The 23,568-nt window shown below is 44.2% G+C and carries 24 protein-coding genes and 2 tRNA genes; 19 read left to right on the forward strand and 7 right to left on the reverse strand.

The window, feature by feature from the left end; genetic code table 11:
• Together VIM88_RS00050 and VIM88_RS00055 are read left to right on the forward strand one after the other, a co-directional pair.
• Positions 1-799: succinate dehydrogenase/fumarate reductase iron-sulfur subunit (locus VIM88_RS00050; protein ID WP_331860837.1), on the forward strand; the 799-nt coding region annotated here is incomplete at its 5' end.
• A gap of 9 nt (positions 800-808) precedes the next feature.
• Positions 809-1,696, forward strand: coding sequence for a CoB--CoM heterodisulfide reductase iron-sulfur subunit B family protein (locus VIM88_RS00055; protein WP_331860838.1), 888 nt, complete (start codon positions 809-811; stop codon positions 1,694-1,696).
• 40 nt (positions 1,697-1,736) lie between these two features.
• On the opposite strand, the gene VIM88_RS00060 is transcribed toward VIM88_RS00055, so the two are convergent.
• Entirely contained in the window at positions 1,737-2,246 is a 510-nt protein-coding gene (locus VIM88_RS00060; protein ID WP_331860839.1) for a hypothetical protein, read from the reverse strand.
• A 161-nt stretch (positions 2,247-2,407) separates the two neighbouring features.
• Here VIM88_RS00060 and VIM88_RS00065 point away from each other — a divergent pair, with 161 nt between their 5' ends.
• From VIM88_RS00065 to VIM88_RS00110, 10 genes are all read left to right on the forward strand, one after another.
• Positions 2,408-2,794 (forward strand): class II SORL domain-containing protein, encoded by a 387-nt coding sequence (locus tag VIM88_RS00065; protein ID WP_331860840.1) that lies wholly within the window; start codon positions 2,408-2,410, stop codon positions 2,792-2,794.
• A gap of 263 nt (positions 2,795-3,057) precedes the next feature.
• Positions 3,058-3,861, forward strand: coding sequence for an ion transporter (locus VIM88_RS00070; RefSeq protein WP_331860841.1), 804 nt, complete (start codon positions 3,058-3,060; stop codon positions 3,859-3,861).
• Between the two features lie 299 nt (positions 3,862-4,160).
• Positions 4,161-4,517, forward strand: a complete 357-nt coding sequence (locus tag VIM88_RS00075) for a hypothetical protein (RefSeq protein ID WP_331860842.1) — start codon at positions 4,161-4,163, stop codon at positions 4,515-4,517.
• Between the two features lie 52 nt (positions 4,518-4,569).
• Positions 4,570-5,691, forward strand: a complete 1,122-nt coding sequence (locus VIM88_RS00080; RefSeq protein ID WP_331860843.1) for a response regulator — start codon at positions 4,570-4,572, stop codon at positions 5,689-5,691.
• Positions 5,692-5,792: 101 nt separating this feature from the next.
• On the forward strand, positions 5,793-6,047 hold the full coding sequence (locus VIM88_RS00085) for a DUF3862 domain-containing protein (RefSeq protein WP_331860844.1): 255 nt from the start codon (positions 5,793-5,795) through the stop codon (positions 6,045-6,047).
• Positions 6,048-6,257: 210 nt separating this feature from the next.
• The gene (locus VIM88_RS00090) at positions 6,258-6,563 is read left to right on the forward strand and encodes a hypothetical protein (RefSeq protein ID WP_331860845.1); all 306 of its coding nucleotides are present in this window, start codon (positions 6,258-6,260) and stop codon (positions 6,561-6,563) included.
• 119 nt (positions 6,564-6,682) lie between these two features.
• The gene (locus VIM88_RS00095; RefSeq protein ID WP_331860846.1) at positions 6,683-7,882 is read left to right on the forward strand and encodes a TolC family protein; all 1,200 of its coding nucleotides are present in this window, start codon (positions 6,683-6,685) and stop codon (positions 7,880-7,882) included.
• Positions 7,879-8,952, forward strand: coding sequence for an efflux RND transporter periplasmic adaptor subunit (locus VIM88_RS00100; protein ID WP_331860847.1), 1,074 nt, complete (start codon positions 7,879-7,881; stop codon positions 8,950-8,952). The genes VIM88_RS00095 and VIM88_RS00100 overlap by 4 nt, the downstream gene beginning before the upstream one ends.
• Entirely contained in the window at positions 8,945-12,022 is a 3,078-nt protein-coding gene (locus tag VIM88_RS00105; protein ID WP_331860848.1) for a CusA/CzcA family heavy metal efflux RND transporter, read from the forward strand. Before VIM88_RS00100 ends, VIM88_RS00105 begins: the two co-directional genes overlap by 8 nt.
• Positions 12,003-12,407: a hypothetical protein gene (locus tag VIM88_RS00110; protein WP_331860849.1), complete on the forward strand. Its 405-nt coding sequence runs from the start codon at positions 12,003-12,005 to the stop codon at positions 12,405-12,407. The genes VIM88_RS00105 and VIM88_RS00110 overlap by 20 nt, the downstream gene beginning before the upstream one ends.
• A 78-nt stretch (positions 12,408-12,485) precedes the next feature.
• Here VIM88_RS00110 and VIM88_RS00115 read toward each other — a convergent pair whose 3' ends face one another.
• Together VIM88_RS00115 and VIM88_RS00120 are read right to left on the reverse strand one after the other, a co-directional pair.
• Positions 12,486-12,938 (reverse strand): DsrE family protein, encoded by a 453-nt coding sequence (locus VIM88_RS00115; RefSeq protein ID WP_331860850.1) that lies wholly within the window; start codon positions 12,936-12,938, stop codon positions 12,486-12,488.
• Positions 12,939-12,940: 2 nt separating this feature from the next.
• Positions 12,941-13,471, reverse strand: a complete 531-nt coding sequence (locus VIM88_RS00120) for a carboxymuconolactone decarboxylase family protein (RefSeq protein ID WP_331860851.1) — start codon at positions 13,469-13,471, stop codon at positions 12,941-12,943.
• An 82-nt stretch (positions 13,472-13,553) separates the two neighbouring features.
• Here VIM88_RS00120 and VIM88_RS00125 point away from each other — a divergent pair, with 82 nt between their 5' ends.
• The 3 genes from VIM88_RS00125 to VIM88_RS00135 all read left to right on the forward strand — a co-directional run bounded on the left by VIM88_RS00125 (position 13,554) and on the right by VIM88_RS00135 (position 15,417).
• Positions 13,554-14,231, forward strand: a complete 678-nt coding sequence (locus VIM88_RS00125; RefSeq protein WP_331860852.1) for a MerR family transcriptional regulator — start codon at positions 13,554-13,556, stop codon at positions 14,229-14,231.
• Positions 14,232-14,305: 74 nt separating this feature from the next.
• Positions 14,306-14,638: a hypothetical protein gene (locus VIM88_RS00130; protein WP_331860853.1), complete on the forward strand. Its 333-nt coding sequence runs from the start codon at positions 14,306-14,308 to the stop codon at positions 14,636-14,638.
• A gap of 113 nt (positions 14,639-14,751) precedes the next feature.
• A complete protein-coding gene (locus VIM88_RS00135; protein ID WP_331860854.1) occupies positions 14,752-15,417 on the forward strand; it encodes a uracil-DNA glycosylase in 666 nt (221 codons plus the stop codon).
• A gap of 13 nt (positions 15,418-15,430) precedes the next feature.
• Here VIM88_RS00135 and acs read toward each other — a convergent pair whose 3' ends face one another.
• Both acs and VIM88_RS00145 read right to left on the reverse strand, forming a co-directional pair.
• Positions 15,431-17,374, reverse strand: coding sequence for an acetate--CoA ligase (gene acs / locus VIM88_RS00140; RefSeq protein ID WP_331860855.1), 1,944 nt, complete (start codon positions 17,372-17,374; stop codon positions 15,431-15,433).
• Between the two features lie 115 nt (positions 17,375-17,489).
• Positions 17,490-18,524: a bifunctional 3,4-dihydroxy-2-butanone 4-phosphate synthase/GTP cyclohydrolase II gene (locus tag VIM88_RS00145; RefSeq protein WP_331860856.1), complete on the reverse strand. Its 1,035-nt coding sequence runs from the start codon at positions 18,522-18,524 to the stop codon at positions 17,490-17,492.
• 164 nt (positions 18,525-18,688) lie between these two features.
• Between VIM88_RS00145 and VIM88_RS00150 the strand changes: the two genes are divergently transcribed.
• Positions 18,689-18,763, forward strand: a tRNA-Gln gene (locus VIM88_RS00150).
• 76 nt (positions 18,764-18,839) lie between these two features.
• Positions 18,840-18,916: transfer RNA gene (locus tag VIM88_RS00155), tRNA-Met, on the forward strand.
• Between the two features lie 55 nt (positions 18,917-18,971).
• On the opposite strand, the gene VIM88_RS00160 is transcribed toward VIM88_RS00155, so the two are convergent.
• Both VIM88_RS00160 and VIM88_RS00165 read right to left on the reverse strand, forming a co-directional pair.
• Positions 18,972-19,406 carry a DUF3293 domain-containing protein gene (locus tag VIM88_RS00160; protein WP_331860857.1) on the reverse strand — a complete coding sequence of 145 codons (435 nt, stop codon included), beginning with the start codon at positions 19,404-19,406 and terminating at the stop codon, positions 18,972-18,974.
• A gap of 9 nt (positions 19,407-19,415) precedes the next feature.
• Positions 19,416-21,164 carry a GmrSD restriction endonuclease domain-containing protein gene (locus VIM88_RS00165; RefSeq protein ID WP_331860858.1) on the reverse strand — a complete coding sequence of 583 codons (1,749 nt, stop codon included), beginning with the start codon at positions 21,162-21,164 and terminating at the stop codon, positions 19,416-19,418.
• Between the two features lie 153 nt (positions 21,165-21,317).
• Here VIM88_RS00165 and VIM88_RS00170 point away from each other — a divergent pair, with 153 nt between their 5' ends.
• Both VIM88_RS00170 and VIM88_RS00175 read left to right on the forward strand, forming a co-directional pair.
• A complete protein-coding gene (locus tag VIM88_RS00170; RefSeq protein WP_331860859.1) occupies positions 21,318-21,845 on the forward strand; it encodes a hypothetical protein in 528 nt (175 codons plus the stop codon).
• 111 nt (positions 21,846-21,956) lie between these two features.
• The gene (locus VIM88_RS00175) at positions 21,957-23,480 is read left to right on the forward strand and encodes a DUF2779 domain-containing protein (RefSeq protein ID WP_331860860.1); all 1,524 of its coding nucleotides are present in this window, start codon (positions 21,957-21,959) and stop codon (positions 23,478-23,480) included.
• Positions 23,481-23,568 lie beyond the last annotated feature (88 nt).

Genomic DNA, 23,568 nt, shown 5'->3' on the forward strand with positions numbered 1-23,568 from the left:
TGCCTGTGCGATCAAGGTAAACGGAAAAGCGGTACTTGCATGTAAACAGAATGCCATAGAACTGCTGGACCTTTTTGATAACGATATCACACTGGAACCAAGTTCCAAGAAGCGTGCCATCAAAGATATGATCATCGACAAGTCTGATTTCTGGGAAAAACATGCAGCGATCAAGCCTTATGTGGTGGCAGATGTAGACCCGCACCCGGAACACGAGACAAAGCAGTCCATAGAGGAGTTCAATAACTTCCTGGATTCTGACCTTTGTATCCAGTGTGGTGCCTGCCACTACTCCTGTCCTGCACTTGAAGTGAACCCTGATTTCTTGGGGCCGGCTGCCTTTGCTGCGGCGTATAGATTTACGGTAGATACGAGAGACACTGCCGGTGTAGAACGTCTGGAGCTCACTGCTCAACCTGGCCAGGGTGTTTGGGACTGTGTGAAGTGTTTCGAATGTGCAGAAGCATGTCCGAAAGACATCAATCCTATAGAGAAGATCACCAAACTGCATAACATGCAGTTTGAGCAGGGTATCGCAGAGAGCAATGTGGCAACACGTCACGCGGAAGGTTTCCTCAGAGGTATGAAGAAGTACGGTTACCTCGATGAGGCAGATATCGTTACCTATTCTGAAGGATTGCTGGGTGCCTACAAACACATCGGTACAGCCATGAAGATGATGAAAAGCGGTAAGATCCACTGGCATTCGGGTATTCCGTTCATAGACAGTATTCCAAAGATCAAGAATTTGGATGAAGTTCAAAAACTGATCGAAATTTCACAAACCAATAAACTGTAAGGAGAAGAGATGAGCCAATTACATTATGCACTATTTACAGGCTGTACAGCCAAGCAGTCTACCCCTGAATTACTGTCATCTACGCTTGCAGTAGCTGATAAGCTGGGTATCAAGATCACGATACTCGAGGAAGCCTCTTGCTGTGGTGCCAGCCACTTGCAGGACTTCGATGAGTTCCTGGCGCACGTACTGAACGCCAGAAACATCTGTTATGCGGAAAAACTGGGTCTTACGATGATCACGATCTGTAATACCTGTCAGCTGAACTCCGCGATGACAAAGCATGCGCTTGATACGGATCCTGAACTCAAAGCGAGGGTCAATGAGAAACTGGCGGAAGTTGGACTGGAGTACAAAGGTACTTCTGAGATCAAGCACTTCCTCTACACACTGATCGATGAGTATGGTCTGGATAACATCAAAGACAAGGTAGAAGTGCCGCTCAGCCACCTGAACATCGCACCGTTCTATGGGTGTCATAACATCAGACCGTCAGAGCTGCACGGAAGTTCTAACGGCCGTGAAAACCCGTACAACCCTACTTCGCTCGACAGTCTGATCGCTGCCCTCGAAGGTCATCCTGTGAACTATGAGAGCAAGAACAAGTGTTGTGGTTTCCACGTTGAGCTTCAGGCGAACCACACTTCCGAAGTACTGACTGGCAATGCACTGATAGATGCCATAGACAACAATGCCGATATGATGGTCACTCCCTGCCCGCTATGCCACCTCAAAATGGACACGTACCAGGACAGTATCGGTAAAGTGATGGGGCGTGATGTAGAGCTTCCTGTCCTTCATATGCCGCAAATGGTCGCGCTTGCGCTTGGATGTACAGAAAAAGAGATCGGTCTCAATTTCCACGTTCAAAAAGCGAAACATCTTTACACCGCGTAATTTTATAGTTTTCCTGCACCTTCGGGTATACCGTAGGTGCTTATGAGTGTTTCTCTATTTCAAATTTTACAATATGCGGTTTCTGCATCGTATAATAATAAAGAATATAGATCAAAAGTCCTACAAGATAAAGTCCTGCACCTATCATCATCAGTCCTAGACTTAAAATTTTTCTTTCACCTACGATCCTTGTCTTTGTATTTTCTACGATAGTGTAGCCATTTCTGATCAGCATGGCTTTGTAATATTTCATTTTCTCTTCATCGTTTAAATTCTTATCTTTGGATATTTTTTGGGCAAAAGCATCAAAAGTATGTTGATATAAACGTTTGTTTTTTCTCTCAACAAAGAAATAAGTGTACAATCCTATAGGAAGCAAAAGCATCATAAGTACTTGAGACATGATACTCTCCTTTATAAAATTTTCTATATAAGGTTTTATATCCAAAAATGTCATGCCATTCAAGATATCCACTAGATCTCTCAGCTCTTTCGTATAGGTTTTGAAAAATACTTTTGCTCGCACCGGAATTACATTTAATATAGCCAAACAAACTTTAGATAGTGAATGATATTTGTATCATGATGTCTGATCTGTGCATATATGATGCATCTATTGCAGTAAAATAAAAATAAATAAGATAATATTTATCCTAATTAATTTTATTTGTGCTATAATATTTGCATCAAAAAAATAAAAAAGGAAAAAACATGCCAAAAATCAACAAATACCAAGACATTTCAGAGATCGATAGAGAAGCGAAAAAAGACCTTATCGACAGACACTCTCCATTCATTCACTGTGCAGACACTGCTAAAGCTGGTGAGCCGTTCGAAGTAACTGTAAAAATGGGTAATGAATATACTCACCCAGATGATTTTGATCACTTTATCGAGTCTGTAACACTTTTCGACGGTGATACGCAACTTGCAAAAGCTACGTATGTACCGGGAACACTTGGTAACACAAAAGCACACAACACAACTACATTCACTATCATCCCAACAGGTAAAAAACTTAAACTTGTTGCACACGGTTACTGTACAAAACACGGTATCTGGGAAGGTACTGAAAAAGAAGTAACAGTAGAAGCGTAAGCGACTGCCTTTCCTTCTGAATAGGGCTTCACTGCCCTATTCCACTCCATTTTCCATTTTCTCATTATTACCATTTTATCATCCAGATAACCATTCAACATTTACCCTCTATAGTGCAAAACATCATTGTTATCAACCGACAAAATAACCATACCATAGCATGGGGAATACGGAGTCTTGTGATAATCATGACTTGACCGGTTTCACTTAACCTCTCATTAGTATTCATACTATAGAATTACAAAAAAATTCATGGAGTTGTTATGCGAGAAAAAGTAACTGCTTTAGTAGAGCATGCAAGATTTGTACAGTTTATCATGCTGCTTATCATGGTCAATGGTATCACGATGGGTGTACAGACCATACCTACGCTCTCAAGCGGCGTGCATCATGCATTGGAGATTTTTGACCGTACGGTCATAGCGATTTTCACCGTAGAGATCCTGCTGCGTATCTATGCGCATCGATGGGCCTTTTTCAAAAATGGCTGGAGTCTTTTTGACTTTGTCATTGTGGCTATTTCGCTTGTGCCTGCTTCGGCCGGATTTGAGATACTCAGGATCCTGCGTGTGTTCAGACTCTTCCGCCTTATCACCGTGGTGCCGCAAATGCGCAAGATCGTTACCGCACTGCTAGGTACGATTCCCGGCATTGCGTCCATAGCCCTGCTGATGACCCTGATCTTTTATGTATTTGCCATTATGGCCACGAACCTGTATGGTCAGACATTTCCGGAATGGTTCGGAAGTCTAGGCACGTCGTTCTATACCTTGTTTCAGATCATGACGCTGGAGTCGTGGTCGATGGGTATCGTGCGTCCCATCATGGAGGTACACCCTAAAGCATGGGCCTTTTTTGTACCCTTTATATTTATTGTTTCTTTTATTATGGTCAATCTCATCATTGCCATCGTCGTAGATGCCATGAGTGCGCTCAAAGAGGATACGGAAGAGACAATCATCGATGAGATGCACCATACGTATGACGATACAGCCGTACACCTGCAAGCCCTGCGCGATGAGATACAGGAGCTCAAAAGACTCATCAAAAGCACGCATGAGAATTGATCATGCTTGCGCCTTCAAGTGAAGCCTGATTTTCCATACTGCAAAACACATTTTCACCAACTGACAAAATCCCCATACCAAAGCATTGAAAAAAACCATAAAATGCGCTGTATTTCACATACTCCATAGGCGCAGGAACCGAATGTGCCTAGTTTTTGAAATACGAAAAAGCGTCAAATAGGCTATCTTTTGTCTTTTTGTCTAAAAAAAAGATCTAATTAAGATAAAATTTATCCTATTTGAGGTTTAATCCAACTGCTATAAGTAAATAGTATAAATAAATTAACAAAGGGAAATGAATGGAACTGAATAACATTGACAATGTGCTCGAAGAACTAATGGGGATCAACGGTGCGATCGCAACCGGTGTGATCGACTGGGAAAGCGGTATGGCTTTAGGGATGAGATCCAACGGAAACTTTGATATCGAACTTGCCTGTGCGGGGAACGCGGAAGTGATCAAAGCTAAAATGGCTACGATGAGAAGCTTGAACCTTGAAGGCAGTATCTCTGATATCCTTATCACATTGACGGATCAGCTGCATATTATCAGTATGGTGCCGGGATATCCGGAACTTGCGGTCTATTTGGCACTGGATGCATCAAAAGCGAATTTGGCATTGGCAAGAGCAGCAGTAAAGAAAGCTTTGAAATAATGAAGATGGAGGATTTCCCCTCTTCATACCATTGGTAAGGCAGCAGAAGAACATGACGGCACAAAACATAGTTGATCCTGAAGAGATCAGACAGATCAATGCGGACTTCTCATCATCGATCGATGATCTGGGAGAAATTTATACACTGCTTCAAAAGACAACAGAATCAGACAGTGTAGAGATATTTTTTTTCAATCAGAAAGAGGCAGTTTTCTTTGACAAGGTCAAAGGTTCCAAGATCGAAACAAAATATCTCGATGAAAACAGTTTCATGGGGCATGTCTATACTACACAAAAAGCTTCTGTGAGCCAGAACATTGCCAAGAGCCCCCGGTTCAATACAGCGATCGACAATCCTTTCAAGATAAACATAGAGGCACAGATCGTCATTCCTGTGGTTTTTGACGGAAAGGTCGAAGGGATGATCCGTTGTTCGAGAAAAGAGCAGCCTTACACCCAAAGGACACTGGAGATCATCAAGCGTATCATGAACTCGTTCAAAGATATCTTTCTTCATGAGCGTCACCATATGGATATGGAGATGCAGCGGCATCCCTTCTCTCTGGAGACGGTGGAGGTATACAAAGCCATTAAAGAGGTAAAGAAAATATATCAGCACCTGCTTGTGCATACACAAAACCCCGAAATCGAAAAGCTGCTCAAAGAGGGAGGGACCACTATTGATTCGGTATTCCAATATCTGAATCCTAATATGGACAATGTATCAAGAGTGAAACAGCAACTCCGGCAATTCAAGAAGAATGAAAATGACAACACGTTTTTAAAGGTGCTCATCGCGGATGATGTTTCGATGAATGTCAAGATACTCAACTCGATGCTGAGCCACGACAGCCAGATATCGGAGATCCAGGCTGCATATGACGGGAACCAGACGCTTGAAATGCTGGAAAGAACATGCGCGGCCAATGATCGGATCGATGTGCTTTTCCTGGACCACCATATGCCTGGGAAACTCGGTCTCGAGATCGCAGAGATCCTAAAGAGTGACAGCAGGTGCAATACCGTCATCGTTTCTATCACCAATGACCCTGATGCGATCAAAAACCATATGAATCTCTATGATTACCATTTGAGCAAGCCGTTTTCTAAAGCGGCGATCGAAACGATCGTCAACAAGATCAAAGACGACAGGATGAAACAGGCCATAGCTTGATTTATGCGTTATCCTCTGAACTTTTGTTATAATTCCTGTACAAAAAAAAGGGATGATACATTCATATATCCGGTAAATGTATTGTCCATCAAAGGAATGACGTGAAAAAACGCTATCTACTCATCGCTGCATTGGTCCTGTTATTAAGCGGCTGTAACAAAGTGACGAAAGACAATTACGATAAGATCAAGAGCGGTATGACATACGACGAAGTGGTCAAGGTACTAGGAAAACCCGAAGGGTGTTCAGAAACACTGGGGATCAGTAACTGCGAATGGAAAGACGATGATGCAATGATATCTATCACGTTCATCTCAAACCAGGTGACCATAGCGGTTGCAAACGGTCTTAAATAAGACCCTTTGCCGCTGTCGGCGAAGCCAGTATTTCTCCAGGACTTTTTTTATTATCTCCCGTCTCTTCTCTTTCCTGTAAGGCTTCATATCTTGCTGCAAATAACAATTTTTATTATCTGCATATAATGCAAATTTCAGTAAACTAACAAAAACAGCGCTGTGGCGGTAGTTAGCGCCCGTATGGTGCGTGTAAAACGATAAGGAGTATGCATGATGCGATCAAAAGTTGTATTTGTAGTATTGTTCATGCTTTCTTTTACGGTTTTGCATGATTCCTTTATCGCGCTGGTTGAAAAAAACGTGCATGCCAATACCGTGCATTGTAGCGGTGATGTAGCCCCCTCCTCGGACTGTAAAGAGTTCGATACCATGCACGGGATGTTGCATTTTGTCGCTATAGTGACATCTTTTAGAAGCATGCAGATAGAATTTGCAAAAAAAGAGTATATACCGCATTTCTTGACCCGGTACACCCCTCCTCCAGTAAAAACCTCCAACAAACCCCCGATAGCATAAGATCAGATAGCGTATCGCGGTTCGACACTGCGCCGCATGCCCTGTCACGTTCGGAATATTTTTAACAACGGTCATTTAAATGACCCATCAAGCACATATATAGAAAGAGAAATACATTTATGAAACAGATCATCCTATTGGTGTTACTGGTACAGTTCGTGCAGGCTTCCACACTCACTTTGAAACAGGTGTTGGCCTCGGCGCATGAGAACCAGACACTCACACAGGCACTCGACAGGGAGCGCCTTTACCTTGAAGCAAAGAACCTTGCAGATACTTCTATGGACCCTGCCGAGCTTTACGGTGCAGGCACCAAAGCCTATCCTATTGACGGCAGAAAGAACGGGAATGAATATACCGTCGGCATCTCCAAAACACTCCCTCTGGGAAACACACAGGCACAGGACGAGAGGATCAACCGTCTGAACAATGAAGCCTATCTTTTGGAAGAAGAGAGAAAGGTCCTGAACTTTGAGAACGGTCTGAAGGGCCTCTACCATCAGCACTGTCTGGACCAGCAGAACTACCGCAGTTTCAAGCAGAACTATCAGGAGTTCGTGACACTCTATCAAAAGAAAGAAAAGGCCTACAGATACCAGGAGATATCCAAAACCGAACTGATGCAGCTGGAGATCGAAAAGAACAGACTCCAGGCAAAACTTCAGGAGATGCAGACGGTACAGGCTGTATCGAAGCAAAAGCTTTTGATCCTGGGGCGCATCAACCACTCTGACAAAACAGTGCTCTCCTGCAGCGACATGTACCCCATCAGGGAATCGGTGCAGCTGAAAGAGGAACCTTTTGCACTTTCAAAAGAGGCCCATGAGAAGCGCATACAGAGCACGCAGACCGCACTGAACAGATACTCCAAAGTAGTGGACACTGTCAGCCTTTCCGTTCAGTACGATCAGGAGATAGATATCGATAAATACAGCGTGGGTATATCGGTTCCCCTTTCGTTCACCGGGCGCAGATCAGAACAGGAGCGTGTCGCAGCCATGCACAAGAACGCTGCTATCGGGTTTCAGTATGAACAGATGATGGCCGAGAAAAAAAGCATGTTCCTGACACTGCAAAGCACATTGAGAAACAGCGCAGTGATGATCAGGTCCCTGAAGAACGATCTCAATACCTATAAAAAAGAGCTACTGCCTCTTGTCAAAAGAAGCTATGACCTGGGAGAAAGTTCCGTCGTCGAATACCTGCTGAACAGACAGCAGTACCACCAGCTCAATCAGGAGCTTTTCGCCATACAAAAAGACTACTATCAGACACTCTTCACACTCTATACACTCAGCGAATCAAAGGAAAACCAATGAAAAACCAACTGATCTTTTTAGCACTCTTCGCATGCTCTCTGAACGCAGCGTCCATTACCCTGACACCGGAACAGGAAGCAAACTGGCAGATTAAAACGGAAATACCGGAGCACTCCGAAAAACTGCCTTTGGGAGAATTCATCGCTGAAGTGGTGACACCGCCTTCGCTGCTGCATACGGTCGCTTTGCCGTTCGAGGCCACTGTCCAGAGACTGAATGTCGCCAAATATGAAAAAGTGGACAAAGGCCAAACACTGGCAGAAATGACAGGCACAGCATGGATAGAGACACAGGAAAAAGCCATCGCAGATGAGATCCAGCTCCGCCAGCATGCGCATCTGGCAGAACGCAAGAATATCCTCTGCAGGGAAGAGGTCATTCCAAAAAAAGAGTGTGTGGCTGCCAATGCGGAGCTTGAGACAGACAGGACGAGGGTTTCCGCCTCCAAAGCCCTGCTGAAAAGTTACGGCGCAAGCGATGCCATGATCGAAACGCTTTTTCAGGAACTTTCCCTCTCCCCGACCATAGAGGTCAAAAGCAGCGTCATGGGAAGCGTGGTGCAACTCTATGCGGCACCCGGAAAAAGCACCAACCCCGGGGATGCACTGTTCGTCATCCAAAAAGAAGGCGCTTTGTGGCTTGAAAGCGCCATAGTAGCAAAAAGAACGGAAGGGCTGGAAGCAGGACAAAAGGTAGAGATAGTGCTTGGTGACCAATCCTTTGATTCCACGATCTTGCAGCTCTCTCCGGTGATCAATTACGAGAATCAGACGAGGGAGATACGTTTTCTGCTCCCTTCGGGGGTCAAGCTCTTTCCCGGACTCCGCAGCAGTGCAAAGATCATACTTTTGGAACAGAGCCTGAAGATCACAAAGAACGCAGTGATCAAAGTGGGCGAAGCACAGGTGGTTTTTTATAAGGACAAGCAGGGATACACCCCGCTGCCTGTGGAGATACTCTCCGAAGATGACACATACTACTTTGTCAAACCGTCTCCTTTACTGAAAAACGAGATCGCTGTAAGCTCTGTGGCCATTCTCAAAAGTATGATGGAGAGCGATGATGAATAAGCTGATCGGTTTTGCCCTTGCACAAAGGCTTTTCTTCTCCCTCCTGGCCCTGGTCCTTCTGGGTTTCGGTGTCAAGGCCTACAAGGAACTGCCCATCGATGCTTTTCCGGATATCTCCCCTACCCAGGTGAAGATCATCCTGAAGTCAAGCGGGATGACGCCTTCGGAGATCGAGTCCCGTATCGCCGTTCCCATTGAGATGCAGATGGTGGGCATACCGCATGAAACGATGATGCGGTCCACTTCGAAATACGGCCTGTGTGACGTCACCATCGATTTTGAAGATGGTACGGATATCTACTGGGCCAGACAGCAGGTCAGTGAAAGACTGGCCGATATCAAGGACGACCTTCCTGCAAATATAGAAGGCGGTCTTGCGCCTATTTCCACCCCTTTGAGCGAGATCCTGATGTTCACGATCGAATCGGACACCCTGACGCTTGAGGAAAAAAGATCGCTTCTGGACTGGGTGATCGCTCCCAAGATACGTGCCATCAGCGGTGTGGCCGAAGTGAGCCCTCTTGGCGGAAAGGTCAAGACCTATGAAGTGGCACCCGACCTGAACAAGATGCGAAGCATGCAGGTGACGCTCTCCCAGATCTTTGATGCACTTGAAGCGAACAATCAGAATGACGGTGCAGGACGGGTCTCTCAGGGGGTGGAAAGTATCCTGGTGCGCAGTGTGGGACGTCTGAAAGATCTGCAGGAGATACGGACCCTGCCTGTCGGAAAACGGGGAGAGAAGATCCTCACCGTAGGCGATGTGGCGAGCGTAAGGTACGGGCATATCACCCGTGCAGGTTTCGTAAGCAAGAACGGAGAGGGAGAGGCGGTACAGGGACTGGTCCTCGGACTCAAAGGCGCGAACACGGCATTGGTCCTTGATGCGGCAAAATCGGAACTTGAAAAACTCGAAGCGATGCTCCCGGACGATACCAGAATGGAGATATTTTATGACCGTTCGGACCTGGTCGGTCTCGCGACCGATACGGTGAAGACCGCACTCTATGAAGCGGTCATACTCATTATGGTCATTTTGCTGCTGATGCTGGGAAATCTTGCCTCTGCCCTGAGCGTCGCGCTGATCCTTCCTTTTGCGCTGCTGATGAGCTTTATAGCGATGCAGTACTTTGGGCTGACCGCGAACCTTATGAGCCTGGGCGGACTTGCCATAGCCATAGGGATACTGGTGGATTCAGCCGTCGTGGTCGTGGAACACATTACCGCCGAGCTGGGGAACCCCAAACATACCAAACAGAACAAACTGCACATCATCTATGAAGCGACGGTCGAAATGGCGCCCTCCATTGTGACAGGTGTGCTTATCATCATTATCGTCTTCATGCCGCTCCTTACTCTCGAAGGGCTGGAAGGCAAGCTCTTCAGACCGGTGGCGCTGAGCATCATCTTCGCCCTCTTCTCTTCATTGATTCTTGCATTGACGCTGATACCGGTGCTGAGCTCATTCATCCTGAGCAAAAGACCCGACAAAGAGTCTGCACTGATCCGCTACCTGACAAAAAAGTACAGACCGGTACTGCTTTTCGCATTGAACCATATCAGGGGTACAGTGCTGGCTGTCCTTCTGCTCTTTGCCGGATCTCTTTTTCTGGCATCGAAAACAGGAAAGACCTTCATGCCTACGATGGATGAAGGAAGCATCATTATCGGGGTGGAAATGCTCCCTTCCATTTCTCTCGAAGAGAGTCTGGCACTGAACCTCAAGCTGCAGAAGAAACTCCTGGCCGCCGTCCCCGAGATCAAAGACATCATCGCAAGAACGGGAAGCGATGAGCTTGGGCTGGACCCCATGAGCCTGAACGATACCGATACTTTCCTGGTCCTCAAAGAGAAAGAGCTGTGGCGGGAGCCCTCCAAAGCATTCGTGATGAATGAGATCAGAAAGGTCTTGGATGAGTTCGTGGGGATAGAGTATAGTTTTACACAGCCCATAGAGATGCGGGTCTCTGAAATGCTGACGGGAGTCAGAGGCGATCTGGCTGTCGATATTTTCGGCAGTGACAATGAGAGACTCGAAACGATCGCACTGAAGATCAAAAGCATACTCGAGACCATTGAAGGAAGCAGCGATGTCTACAAAAAGGCCAATGAAGGGGTTGAGTATTTTGAACTGAAGTTTGACCGAAAGGCCATGGCCTACCATGACATCAGCCAGGAGGAGATCAACCGTTTCCTCAAGGTCATGGTGACAGGGATGCAGGCAGGTATCATTCAGGAAGATATGCGCCGTATCGGCCTGGTCGTCAAAGGAGACGCATCCCTCCAGAACTCTCTTGACAGGATAGAAAAACTCTACTATCCGCTCGAAAACGGCAAGGCGGTCCCCCTGGGCAATTTTGTCAAGTTCGTCTCCAATGTCGGGCCGGTACAGATAGAGCATGAACTCGGGTACAGAAAAACGATCGTACAGACGAACGTGGAAGGCCGGGACCTTGTCGGTTTTGTCGAAGAGGCCAAGGCAAAGATCGAAAAAGAGGTAAAACTTCCTGCGGGGTACTACCTTGCCTTTGGCGGAGAGTTTGAAAACCAGCAAAGAGCAGCAGAAAGGCTGGCGATCATCATCCCTCTGGCGCTCTTTCTGGTCTTCATCCTTCTCTTCGTCTCTTTCGGATCTTTAAGGCAGGCCACGATGGTATTGATCAACGTACCTTTGGCTTTGATCGGTGGGTTTATCGGGCTCTATGTGAGCGGGGAATATCTCTCAGTACCGGCATCGGTCGGGTTCATCGCCCTGCTCGGTATCGCTGTGCTTAACGGGGTGGTACTGGTGAACTACTTCAACTACCTGATCGAAGAAGGAAGGACACTGAGGGATGCGGTGATAGAGGGCTCCATCAAAAGGCTCAGACCCGTACTGATGACCGCGACCATCGCGGCATTCGGTCTCATTCCCCTGCTCTTTGCCACAGGTCCGGGTTCCGAGATACAAAGACCTCTGGCGATCGTCGTGATCAACGGTCTCATCTCTTCGACGCTGCTGACGCTGATCATCCTTCCCATACTCTACCTGAAGTTTTCAGGAAAAAGTGATGAGAGGGAAACACTGTAAGACGGGGGATATTCTCCCTGTCTTCACCCTGCACTTTATCACGAAACACTACACGTTAAATCATGGATTTTACCTCTTTATCTATCTTTTGCTACACTACACTATTAAAAACAAAGGGGTTAATATGAATATGCAGGATATGTCGGATAGATGTACGGAAAGGTTCCTTGAAAAGGTCAAAGAGAAAATGGGGGACACTTCGCATGCACCTGTTGATACCATCACCAGGTACTGCCGCATGCTGACAGTCTATTGTGACTCAAACGGCAAGGTCTCCGAAAGTTTCATCAAGTCGATGGAAAAATGCATGCAGGAGCTCATAGCGGTAGAAGGGATGGAAGAGATACTTAATGAGTGCAATGAATGCCCTGAGAATATCTTGTAGATAAGGCCTGCGTAGACAGGGACCTCCCCCAAGCGCTAGGAGAGATAGGCCCCGCCGCTTACAGGCACCTATGATAGGCTACTTGAACGCCATAAAGGCATACCCCTCGTTCTGATACATAATGGTCTCTATGAAACTGTTGTCAGAGACGGTCACGAACGGCAGGAGATCCTCCTCCTCGATGTCATTGGACTGCAGCGACATGGAGCAGGCAATGACCTTGACATTGTTCCGTTTTGAAAGCGCTGTGAGCCACTTCTGTGCTTCTCTGGTATTGACTATGTCTTTGTCATCGACGACTTCGTCAAAGGCTTTGGATACGACCGGTACACATTTGCCATGCAGTGTCAGTACCACAGAAACGGTATCTCCTTTTTTCTCCATCATATCTACGGTCTTGTCCACCAGCCACATACGGCTCTTGATATAGGCAGCATTGCCCGAACTGCAGTCAAAGAGCGCTTTATACTCTTTTGCCTGCAGAGCCGTTACGGCCACGGTGACGAACGCCAGCATTTTAAAGAACTTCATCGCTATTCTCCCAGCCCGAATACGTTCGAAAGCGTATTGATGTAGTTGAAATAGCCGGTGATCGCAACCGCCTCGATGATCTGCGTATCGCTCCACCCCATCTCTTTGAGCGCATCTATCTCCTCCTTGAGGATCTTGTAGTTGTCTTTTTGCGATGCCCTGATGCAGAAGTGAAGCAGTGCTTTGTCTTTGTCATCGGTGTTCATGGACTCTACGCCCTGGAGTATTTCTTCGATCTGTGTTTCCGACAGGCCGAGCATTTTGGCGATGTTCTTGTGCACGTCCACACACATCTTGCAACCGTTCTCTTTGGATATCAGCAGCGCGATCGCCTCTTTGATATCGTAGCTCAGTGTCGTTTCATCCAGCAGATACTTCTGTATCATCTCATCGGTCGCGAAATAGATCTTCTCATCGATCGCAAGCAGTTTAAAGATCTCTCCGAGTGTTCCGGTCTTCTCCAGGATCGGTCTTGCCTTCTCCTGGATCGCGGGGGTCATCTCTTCAAATTCCGGTAGTGGTATATGTGCCATAATAATCCTTTTATGTAAAGTTAAACTTAACGTTTTTAATTATAGGGTATAATACTTAAGATAGTCATAAAAAAGGAAAGTCGTGGAATATAAAATATCTGAACTGGTAGAGAAGAGCGGAATTCCAAAATCAACGATCCTCTACTATATCAAAGAGGGACTGCTCCCTGAAGCCAGAAAGCTCAAATCCAATGTGCACCGTTACAGTGACAAACATCTTGAGCTTTTACAGTACATCACCTATATGAAAGAGCACTTCGGCAGTACCAACGAACAGCTCAGGGATATCCTGCAGTACAAGGACCAGTCCTTTTCCACCTCCTCAAGCATGATCGTACCGCTGATGAACACGCTCAGCGCCATACCTTCAGATGCCACACACTACACAAAGGCCGAGTTCATCGAGTGTTTCGGGGTCAAAGAGACACTTTTGGACCAGCTGCTGGCAGATGAGATCCTGCTGCCTACCGACGAGAATGATTTTACGGAAAAAGAGGCATCCATCATCAAGCTGATCGGCTATTTCCAGGAAGCAGGCATCCCGTATGAGATACTCAAAATGTATGTGTTCCATGCCAAGGCACTCAGCCTGCTAGAGCAGCAGATGCAGGAAAAACTCTGTGACGTACGCAATGAAAAGAACTTCTCTACACTGTGGAAGATCCTTTTTGAAACGCTTTTCAATGCCAAGACCTACATCTTCAACAGACAGACCTACAAAGCCTATTTTTCCGTCATGAAAAATGAGGTATTAAAATAACCCTAAGGGTATAAGTATATAATAATGTTAAGTTTAACTTTACGTTTTACTATTTTATACCACAAGGACCTATCATGAAAAAAATGTTCACACTGCTGTCTCTCTCTTTACTTTTACTGAGTCTGTCTCCATCCTACACTATGGCCAGTGTTGCACTGGGAAAGAAACTCTATAAAAAGAAGTTTTATAAAAGTTGCGGATTTTCGGGGGTGGAATTCGCAAGAAAGCATACGCAGGCAGAGTGGGAAGAGATCTACCGCTCCGGAGGTCTGCCGCAGGAGGCACGAACGATCTGTCCGAGCCTGGAGAAGATGACGCTCAAGACCAAAGACTGGAAGAGCATCCATCAGTATGTGACAAAGTATGCCAGTGACGGTGCCTATATTCCCAACGGATGTACCGATTGATCTCAAAGGCTTGAACGCCTGTGTCTTGGGGTGCAGGCGTTTGCTTCTGCATCAGCAGAAAGATCGCACTTCCATCCATATTCTCCTTAGATGTTATGAGATATAATATCTCCATGAAAAACCTGAAAAATGCACTTCTCCTGAAACAACTCTATCAGCTCAAGCAGCTGGGCTATAAGTATACCTCTGTCACACCCTACAAGGATGAGGAACAGGACCTTAGGCTTCCGGATACCCTCGCTTCTCTGGAAAAACAGGCCATGGAGTGTCATCTATGCGAACTGAGCAAAACCCGGCACAAGGCCGTCTTCGGTGAAGGGGATCCCAATGCGGAGATCATGTTCATCGGTGAAGCACCCGGCACGATGGAAGACAGTGCCGGCAAACCTTTTGTGGGGCGCTCAGGCGAACTCCTCACCAAGATGATAGAAAACGTGCTGCATATTCCCAGAAGCGATGTCTATATCACCAATGTCGTCAAGTGCCGCCCTCCGAACAATGAGACCCCTACCCCTACCCAGGCACATACCTGCCAGCCCTACCTGATGAAGCAGATCGCGCTGATACGTCCAAAGCTGATCGTTACACTCGGGGCAACCGCCTATCACTACCTCACGGGGGATGATACGGAGATAAGCAAGGTCAGAGGCACCCTGCATAAACAAAATGACTACACGGTCATACCTACGTACCATCCGAGCTATCTGCTCAGAAATCCAAGTGCGAAAAAAGAAGTGTTCGATGATCTGCTGAAGGTAAAAGAGTTGATGGGGAAGTAAAGAAGAGAGGCGCTTAGGCTTCTCTTGCTTTGGTGATGATCTGCTCAACGATGGACGGATCTTCCAGTGTAGAGATATCCTGCGTGATCTCTTCCTGTTTTGCGATAGAACGCAGGATCCTTCTCATGATCTTTCCTGAACGCGTTTTGGGCAGTCCAGGTACTTCGATGATGTGGTCTGCCTTCGCGATGTTACCGATCTCTGAAGCGAGCAGTTCATTGATATGGTTCTTGATATCTTTATTGATATGCCCTTCCTTGAGCACGATATAGATGAAGATCGATTCTCCTTTGATCTCATGCGGACGCCCTACTACTGCCACTTCCGCGACAGCGTCATCGGTTTTTACCGCCGCTTCGATCTCTGCAGTTCCCATACGGTGCCCGGAAACATTGATCACGTCATCCACACGGCCCGTGATGGTAATGTAGCCGTCCTCGTCACGTACCGCTCCGTCACCGGAGAAGTAGACCGGTTTGCCGTCTTTCACCGCATCACCGAAATAGGCTTTTTTATAACGCTCAGGATCACCCCAGATATTTCTCAGCATGCTCGGCCAGGGTTTGGTGATACAAAGCAGTCCTGCTTCACCTACCTCTTTGGGAGTCCCGTCATGCCCGATGATCTCAGCGATGATCCCCGGAAGTGCGAAGGTGGCACAGGCCGGCTTGATAGGCGTTGCGCCAGGGAGCGGAGAGATCATATGTCCGCCGGTCTCTGTCTGCCACCAGGTATCGACAATGGAACAATTGGAGTTACCTACGGTTTCATAATACCACTTCCATGCCGGCGGGTCTATAGGCTCGCCCACGGTCCCCAGTACCTTCAGTGAAGAGAGGTCATATTTTTCAGGTTCATGCTCACCCATTTTATGCAGTACACGGATCGCGGTCGGTGCTGTATAGAACTGGTTGATCTTATGCTCCTGTACCATTTTCCATGCACGCCCTGCATCAGGATAGGTCGGTACACCTTCGAACATCACTGTGGTCGCACCGGCTGCAAGCGGTCCGTAGATAATGTAGGTATGTCCGGTGATCCAGCCGATATCGGCCGTACACCAGAATACATCATGCTTTTTGATGTCGAACACCCACTCCATGGTCATTTGCGCCCAAAGGATGTACCCTGCAGTCGAATGCTGTACCCCTTTGGGTTTTCCTGTACTACCGCTGGTATAGAGCAGAAAAAGAGGATCTTCACTGTCCATCACCTCATAGGGGCACTCTGCATACTGGGACTTGATGAGCTCGTTGTAGTCATGGTCCCTGCCTTCTACCCAGTTGATCTCTTCATAGTTTCTTTTGACGACAAGCACCGCTTCTACACTCTTCCCTCCCTCGGAAAGTGCTTCATCGACGACCTGTTTGAGCATGTAGGGTTTTCCTTTTCTGTAAGCCCCGTCCGCCGTGATCACGATCTTCGCTTCAGCATCTTCGATACGGTCTTTCAGTGCTTCGGAAGAGAACCCTCCAAACACGATGGAGTGGATCGCGCCGATACGCGCGCACGCAAGCATGGCGTAGGCAGCTTCAGGGATCATCGGCATGTAGAATACCACTCTGTCACCCTTTGTGATGCCAAATTCATTTCTGAGAAGATTGGCCATCTTGTTGACACGGAGCGAGAGCTGAGCATAGCTGATACGCTCTACATCGCCCCTGTCCCCCTCGAAGAGGATCGCTGTTTTATCTGCATGATCGGCAAGGTGTCTGTCGATACACTGATTGGAGACATTGAGCTTGCCGTTGGTGAACCATTTGTAGAACGGTGCATCGCTCTCATCCAATACTTTTTCATACGGAGCCAGCCAGTCTATCTTCTCATCAGCGAACTCTTTCCAAAAGCCCTCATAATCTTCGATAGCTTTATTTTGTAGCTTCCAGTATGCATCCATACTCGGAATAGCGGCATTGGGAGCGAAATCAGGATTGGGATTGTAAATTTCTTTTAACATAGGATTCCTTTGGATGTGTATGATAAATATTCTAGCATAAATAGAGGGGAATTCAAAAGGAAAAAAATGCAACAGGAGTGAAGACTCCTACCTGTTACGTTCTACAGTGGTTTCTTTAGACGATCTCTATTTTTTCGACCACGTCAAGACCGAAACCTGCAAGCCCGACAAACTCGGTGTCTTTATTGGTGGTCAGCAGATTGATGTTCCTGATGCCGAGGTCTTTCAGTATCTGTGCCCCTACCCCGAACTCTTTGGCCTGCTCTTTGGAAATGATCTTGGTGTCGAGGAAAATGAGTGTGCCGCCATTGAGCTTCAGGTACTCTATGGAGTTGTTCAGCGCATTGAAACGTTTGTCATCCAGTACCAGTCCTATGTCCGAGCCGATGTTGTGAAACTTCACATTGGCAGTTTCGTGCGTTTTGTAAAACTGTATCACTGTGTGCGTTCTGTCGAGATGGTCCGTGTAGGTGATCTTATCAACCTTGATGCCGCGGAGTTCCGACTCTTCCTCTTTGACACGTCTGACAAGTTTTTCATGGGCCAGGCGGTATTCGACGATGTCGGAAATATATACGATCGCAAGGTCATGCTCTTTGGAAAACACTTCCAGGTCATCCATGCGTGCCATTTTCCCGTCATCTTTGATGATCTCGCAGATCACAGCGGCAGGTGCGAGCCCGGCAAGCTTGCAAAGGTCCACCGAACCTTCCGTATGCCCTGTTCTGACCAGTACGCCGCCGTCCTTGGCGATCAGCGGGAAGATATGCCCCGGACGCACAAAATCCTCACTCACGGTCTGGGGATTCGCAAGCTTTGAGATACAGTCATTTCTCTCTGCGGCAGAGATACCGGTCTCGGCATTGGCTGAGTCAATGGAGACGGTAAAGGCTGTTTCATGGGCAGATACGTTGTTGCTTACCATGGGCACAAGGTCAAGATTGGAAGCTATCTCTCTGGTGATAGGGGTACAGATCAGCCCTCTGGCCTCTTTTGCCATGAAATTGACCATTTCGGGTGTCGAGAAAGTAGCAGCGTAGACAAGGTCACCCTCGTTTTCACGGTCTTCGTCATCCATCATGATGACCATATTCCCTTTTTTTATCTCGAGTATGGCTTTTTCAACTCTTTGCATTGCTTCGACAGACATCAAAACCTCCAACTATTTATCTGTGTACAATAAATATTATTTTGTTGTATTATACCTTTTCGTTCTTCCAAGAAACTTTTACCGACTTTTTTTTCAAGTGGTCTTGACATGTAAGGTATTTGGTGCTATAATGCCGTCCACATAAGCATTTAGCTTATAACGGTTGGGGTATCGCCAAGCGGTAAGGCCTCGGTTTTTGGTACCGATATTCGGGGGTTCGAATCCCTCTACCCCATCCATAAAAGATTTCATCTTGGTTTAATTAAATCAAGATATAATCTCACTTCATTTAAATCGAAAGATTTAAACTTCTGTCGCGGGATAGAGCAGTTTGGTAGCTCGTCGGGCTCATAACCCGAAGGTCGTTGGTTCAAATCCGGCTCCCGCAACCAATTCAGATACATATTTCAATCACTTATAATAATCATAAAAATGAATTTTTTCTACCTATTGGTCAATGAGTTCTCTTTCTATGATCACTTTTGATGTCTCCACCTCATAATATCCTATGGTCTTGGCATTATTGTAGAATATAGAGTATTGATGAAATTTTTTAGCTAGATCTATAGCCTGATCAAACGAAATATCATAGACACAAAAAGACGCTTCACTATGATCATCTAAATAGCCTACTGCCTCAACAAAAGAGAACTTTAAATGCTTCAATTCATTTTCTAATAGCTTATTGTTTTTTGTATTGATATCAGACGATGTTGATTGGTTATTTGGGTTCCATGCTGTCAATATGGCAAAAGGTGTCATCAAGAGATCGAATTTCGGCAATTCTTCGAAACTAAAATCCATATCACCTACTTTAAAACGGTTTTTTCTATAGAGTTGAACAAAATCCATTGCCTCATTGGTAATTTCAGTGCTATCCATATTAAACCCTTATAATTTTTCAAATGCATCTTTGATGACTTGAGCCATCATTTTCCGACGTTGTTCTAAGAACTCTTTATACTCCAATGTATGCCATTGTTCAGGCAGAGCATGATAATAATAGATCTCTTTACGTTTATCCTCATTTAACCTATCAATATATTCACCTATGTACACACTTGGTGCATCATCTAGTATATCAAGATTGTCTCTCCATTCCACATAGGCAAAATTGGCAATTTGATTACGTTCTCTGTCATCTGTTATACCTATGGTTTCAAGATACTTTTTGGGAAAGAGATGGTGTCTCTCTAATGCTGATTTATTTGCATCTTTGGTAGGATCTAAAAGATCACTTACTGACAGAGTTGAAAACAAGACATCGGCTTTAAGCAAATTCAACGAGGCTGTATATGCTTTCCAAATAGGTGAATTTGGGGACGAAGTCACAAGTTCCTGTGGTAAAGTAATGCTCCAATAGTCATTCGTTAATACACTTTTAATGATCTGTTCTAAATGAGCAACAAATTCATCAGCTGTTTTTAGCGATCGTAAATTTGCAAGGTCCTGTTCCATTTGAGTTTCGGCAGAACTTGAATAGCGATAAGTCAAAGTAGTCATGAAAAACCACTTTGAGAGTATTTTTCTCAGAAGAGAGCTTTCTATTTTAAAGTCATATTTACCTATAAGATAAAAAACATATGTATAGATAATAGCTGTATAAGAGACTATCATATTGCTTCGTTTGTATCCTGCGTTAAGAATGATTTTTAAGAAATCATGCCAGTTTTGCAGGTTTAAACTTTTTTCCTGAGCTTCTTTGAAAATTTCAAACTGTTTCTCTCTGAGATCAGCAGAAGTCTCTTTTGTCTCTAAGTCTTTACCCCTTAGTACCAGGTAAGCATATTTAAGACGTGCTCGTTTAAATGCATATCCGATACTCACTCTCAAAAGATGATCTGGGTCAGGTGCAAAGAGATAGTTGTATGAAGTAGTCTCTTTGATATTTGGTATACGAGCATTTTTACAAAAAGACTCTAAATGTTCTCTACCCTCTTCCCAAAATACAGATATAAGGGTTAGAATAAAATCTGCTTGATTCAACTTTTGACCTTGCGAATTGACCCGTACAAAAATATCAGCCACATCTTCTTCATCCGCATCACCACTTATTTCAATCGCAGAAAATGGGTATTTTTTTAGTTGCATAAGCCGATCGATATTTCTAGCAATAGTGCTTTTATCTTCTTCTGTTAATTCTTTTTCTTTTGCAAGATTTTCAATATATTGACCAATAAAAGTATATGAGGAAGTAGAGGCTGAGAATAGCGTGCTAATATTTTCTATCCATTCATGTGAACGTTGATGTGCTGCTGTTGATACAGCAAATGCTTCTTTTAGAGGATGAAATGCTATCTTGATGAGTTTTTCTTCAAACTTATCAGTGAATACGGGCTTTCCTTTCATCACAGTATAAAGAGAGGTAAGTCTCTGTTGTCCATCAATGATCAGTGATGTGGAGAGGTCTGTACCGTGTTCATTTCCTATCTGTCTCTGTCTTGTCGTATCATATGCAGCCCACAACATAAAGTATCCAACAGGATAGCCTCTATACATAGAATCAAATAGGTCACGTACTTTTGAAGAGCTCCAAACAAATGGACGTTGAATATCTGGCAACCCTACAGTACCTTGATCAATAGCGGATACAATATAATCTACGTCAAAATCAATTTTTTTGAATAGTGGTCCGTGCATACTCTTGTCCTATTGATGAAGTTATGTTTATATATTGTATCGAATCTATATTATATATTTTCTATGTCATATTTATGTAACTTCATTAAAATAAGCTATAGTGCACAATTTACTTTTTCATGAATATGTTAGAATAATTATAGAGGAGTTCTAATGGCAAAAAATAATTATTATTTTAAAATATATTCTGATTTACTTTATGATTTGCTTTCTAGATATCGTGATAAGATTGAAGTTCCTTCTCTGAAACAAGTTATACGATGTTTAATTAGAGAAGCTATTAATCATGCAACAGATTTACCTGGACATGACAATAAATTGGGTGCCAGTATGGTAAGTGAAGAAGCCCTAGAATTGATAAAAAAACATCACGGTGATAACAAGGCCTTAAAAGGTCTTTTAGTGGGTGAACATTTGGTCCCAATAAGTGTGGTAAATAAACTTGTTTTGAAAAATTTACCTTTAGATCATCAACACGAGTTGGAGAAGATATTAAAAACATTCACTAATAGAGCTGTAATAACAAAAAAAGAACACGATAAATTAAATTATAATGGCTTGAATAAGAACATGCCTGAAGATTGGGATGGAAAAAATGAAAAGGCTAGATATGAAAAAGTTGATATTGCACTGAACGAAATATCGTATAAAAAGGTACTAAAAGAAGCAAAAATCAATTAGCATCTTATATAAGGGTCTATCTTGATAAACAGTATAGCCATAATAAGAGTAAACGTAGTCAAGAAAACTCTTTAATTTGTTTTGCTCAATATAAAATAATAAAGGTTACTTATGACAAACCTGTCAAAATCTCTATATATAAGAGGCTTACAATGCACCAAGTCTCTTTGGCTCAAAAAGTATAATAAAGATGTATTGACCCCACCTGATGAACAGATGAAATCTATTTTTAGAACGGGTGAAAAAGTTGGGGAAAAGGCATGTGATCTTTTTCCAGCTGGAGAAAGGATTCCATTTGAAGATACAACTTTTGAAGAAAAAATAGCTCTTACAAAGAAGTATATAGAACAGGGTATTAAAAACATCTATGAAGCCACTTTTGTGTTTGATGGGGTTTTGGTAATGGTAGATATCTTCCATATCAATGATGATGGCAGTGTCGAACTTTATGAAGTGAAGAGTTCTACCTGGGGTCCTAAAAAGAAATTGAAAGAAATTGAAAACTATATTGAAGATGCAGCTATACAGCACTATGTTGTGAATGGTTGTGGTTTCGAAATTAACAAAACTTCATTGGTACTGTTGAATAGTGAGTATGTTAGAGGTCCTGAACTCGAGTTAGAACAACTCTTTTCAAAAATTGATGTTACCGAACATGTTCTAGCACTACAAGATAAAATACCAAGTCACTTAGATACCTTTGCACAAGTTTTAGCAGATAAAATAAATGAACCTGATATAGATATCGGGTGGCACTGTAAACACCCCTATGATTGCGACGCTATGGAATATTGTTGGAAAACACAGAGAAATATCCCTGAATATTCAGTGTTTGATATCTTTCCTCTCACTAAAAAGTCCAAAGCATTGGAACTTTACCATCAGGATATTATAAATGTAGCAGATATACCAGATGATTTTGATGTGACAGGAAAACAACAAGAGTCTGTACTCGCCTGGAAAGATCAAACCATTATCATCAATAAAGAACAAATTGATGCATTTCTATCAACCTTGACCTATCCAATCTACCACTTGGATTTTGAAACGTACCAGGAAGCTATTCCAGAATTTGAAGGTACGAAAGTTTATCAACAGATACCGTTTCAATACTCGTTACATATTGAATATGAAGTAGGAGATATAGAACATAAAGAATTTTTAGCCAAAGAGGGAACTGATCCAAGAGAAGCGGTGGTTAAACGCATGGTAGAAGATATTCCTACAGATGTAACAGTAACAGCTTATCATTCAAGTTTTGAAGTAGATAGACTAAAAGAACTAGCAGAGGCTTTCCCAAAATATGAAGAACATCTATTGGCTATTGCAGATAACGTTGTAGATCTCGAAGTGCCGTTTAAAAACAAAAGCTACTATGTCCCAGAAATGAAAGGCAAGAGCAGTATAAAAGTTGTACTTCCTGCACTTGTCCCTGAAATGGCAAGAGCCTATAAAGAGTTAGAGCTGGTTCAAAATGGTGGTGATGCAATGAATACCTTTCCGAAATTGGCTGAGATGGCAGAAGATGAAAAAAATGCGTACAGAACAGCACTTTTGAAATATTGTGAATTAGATACGCTTGCAATGGTGCAAGTGTTGAAAAAATTAAAGGAGACTATGATTGAAACCTTATAAAATATATAACTTTATGAGGTTTTTAATGATGATCTCATTTAGGGCGCCTTTAAGTAAAAATAAATGCTTCTTAACTTTTAGTCATCAA

Source organism: Sulfurovum sp. (assembly GCF_036568385.1).
Taxonomy (GTDB): Bacteria; Campylobacterota; Campylobacteria; order Campylobacterales; family Sulfurovaceae; genus Sulfurovum.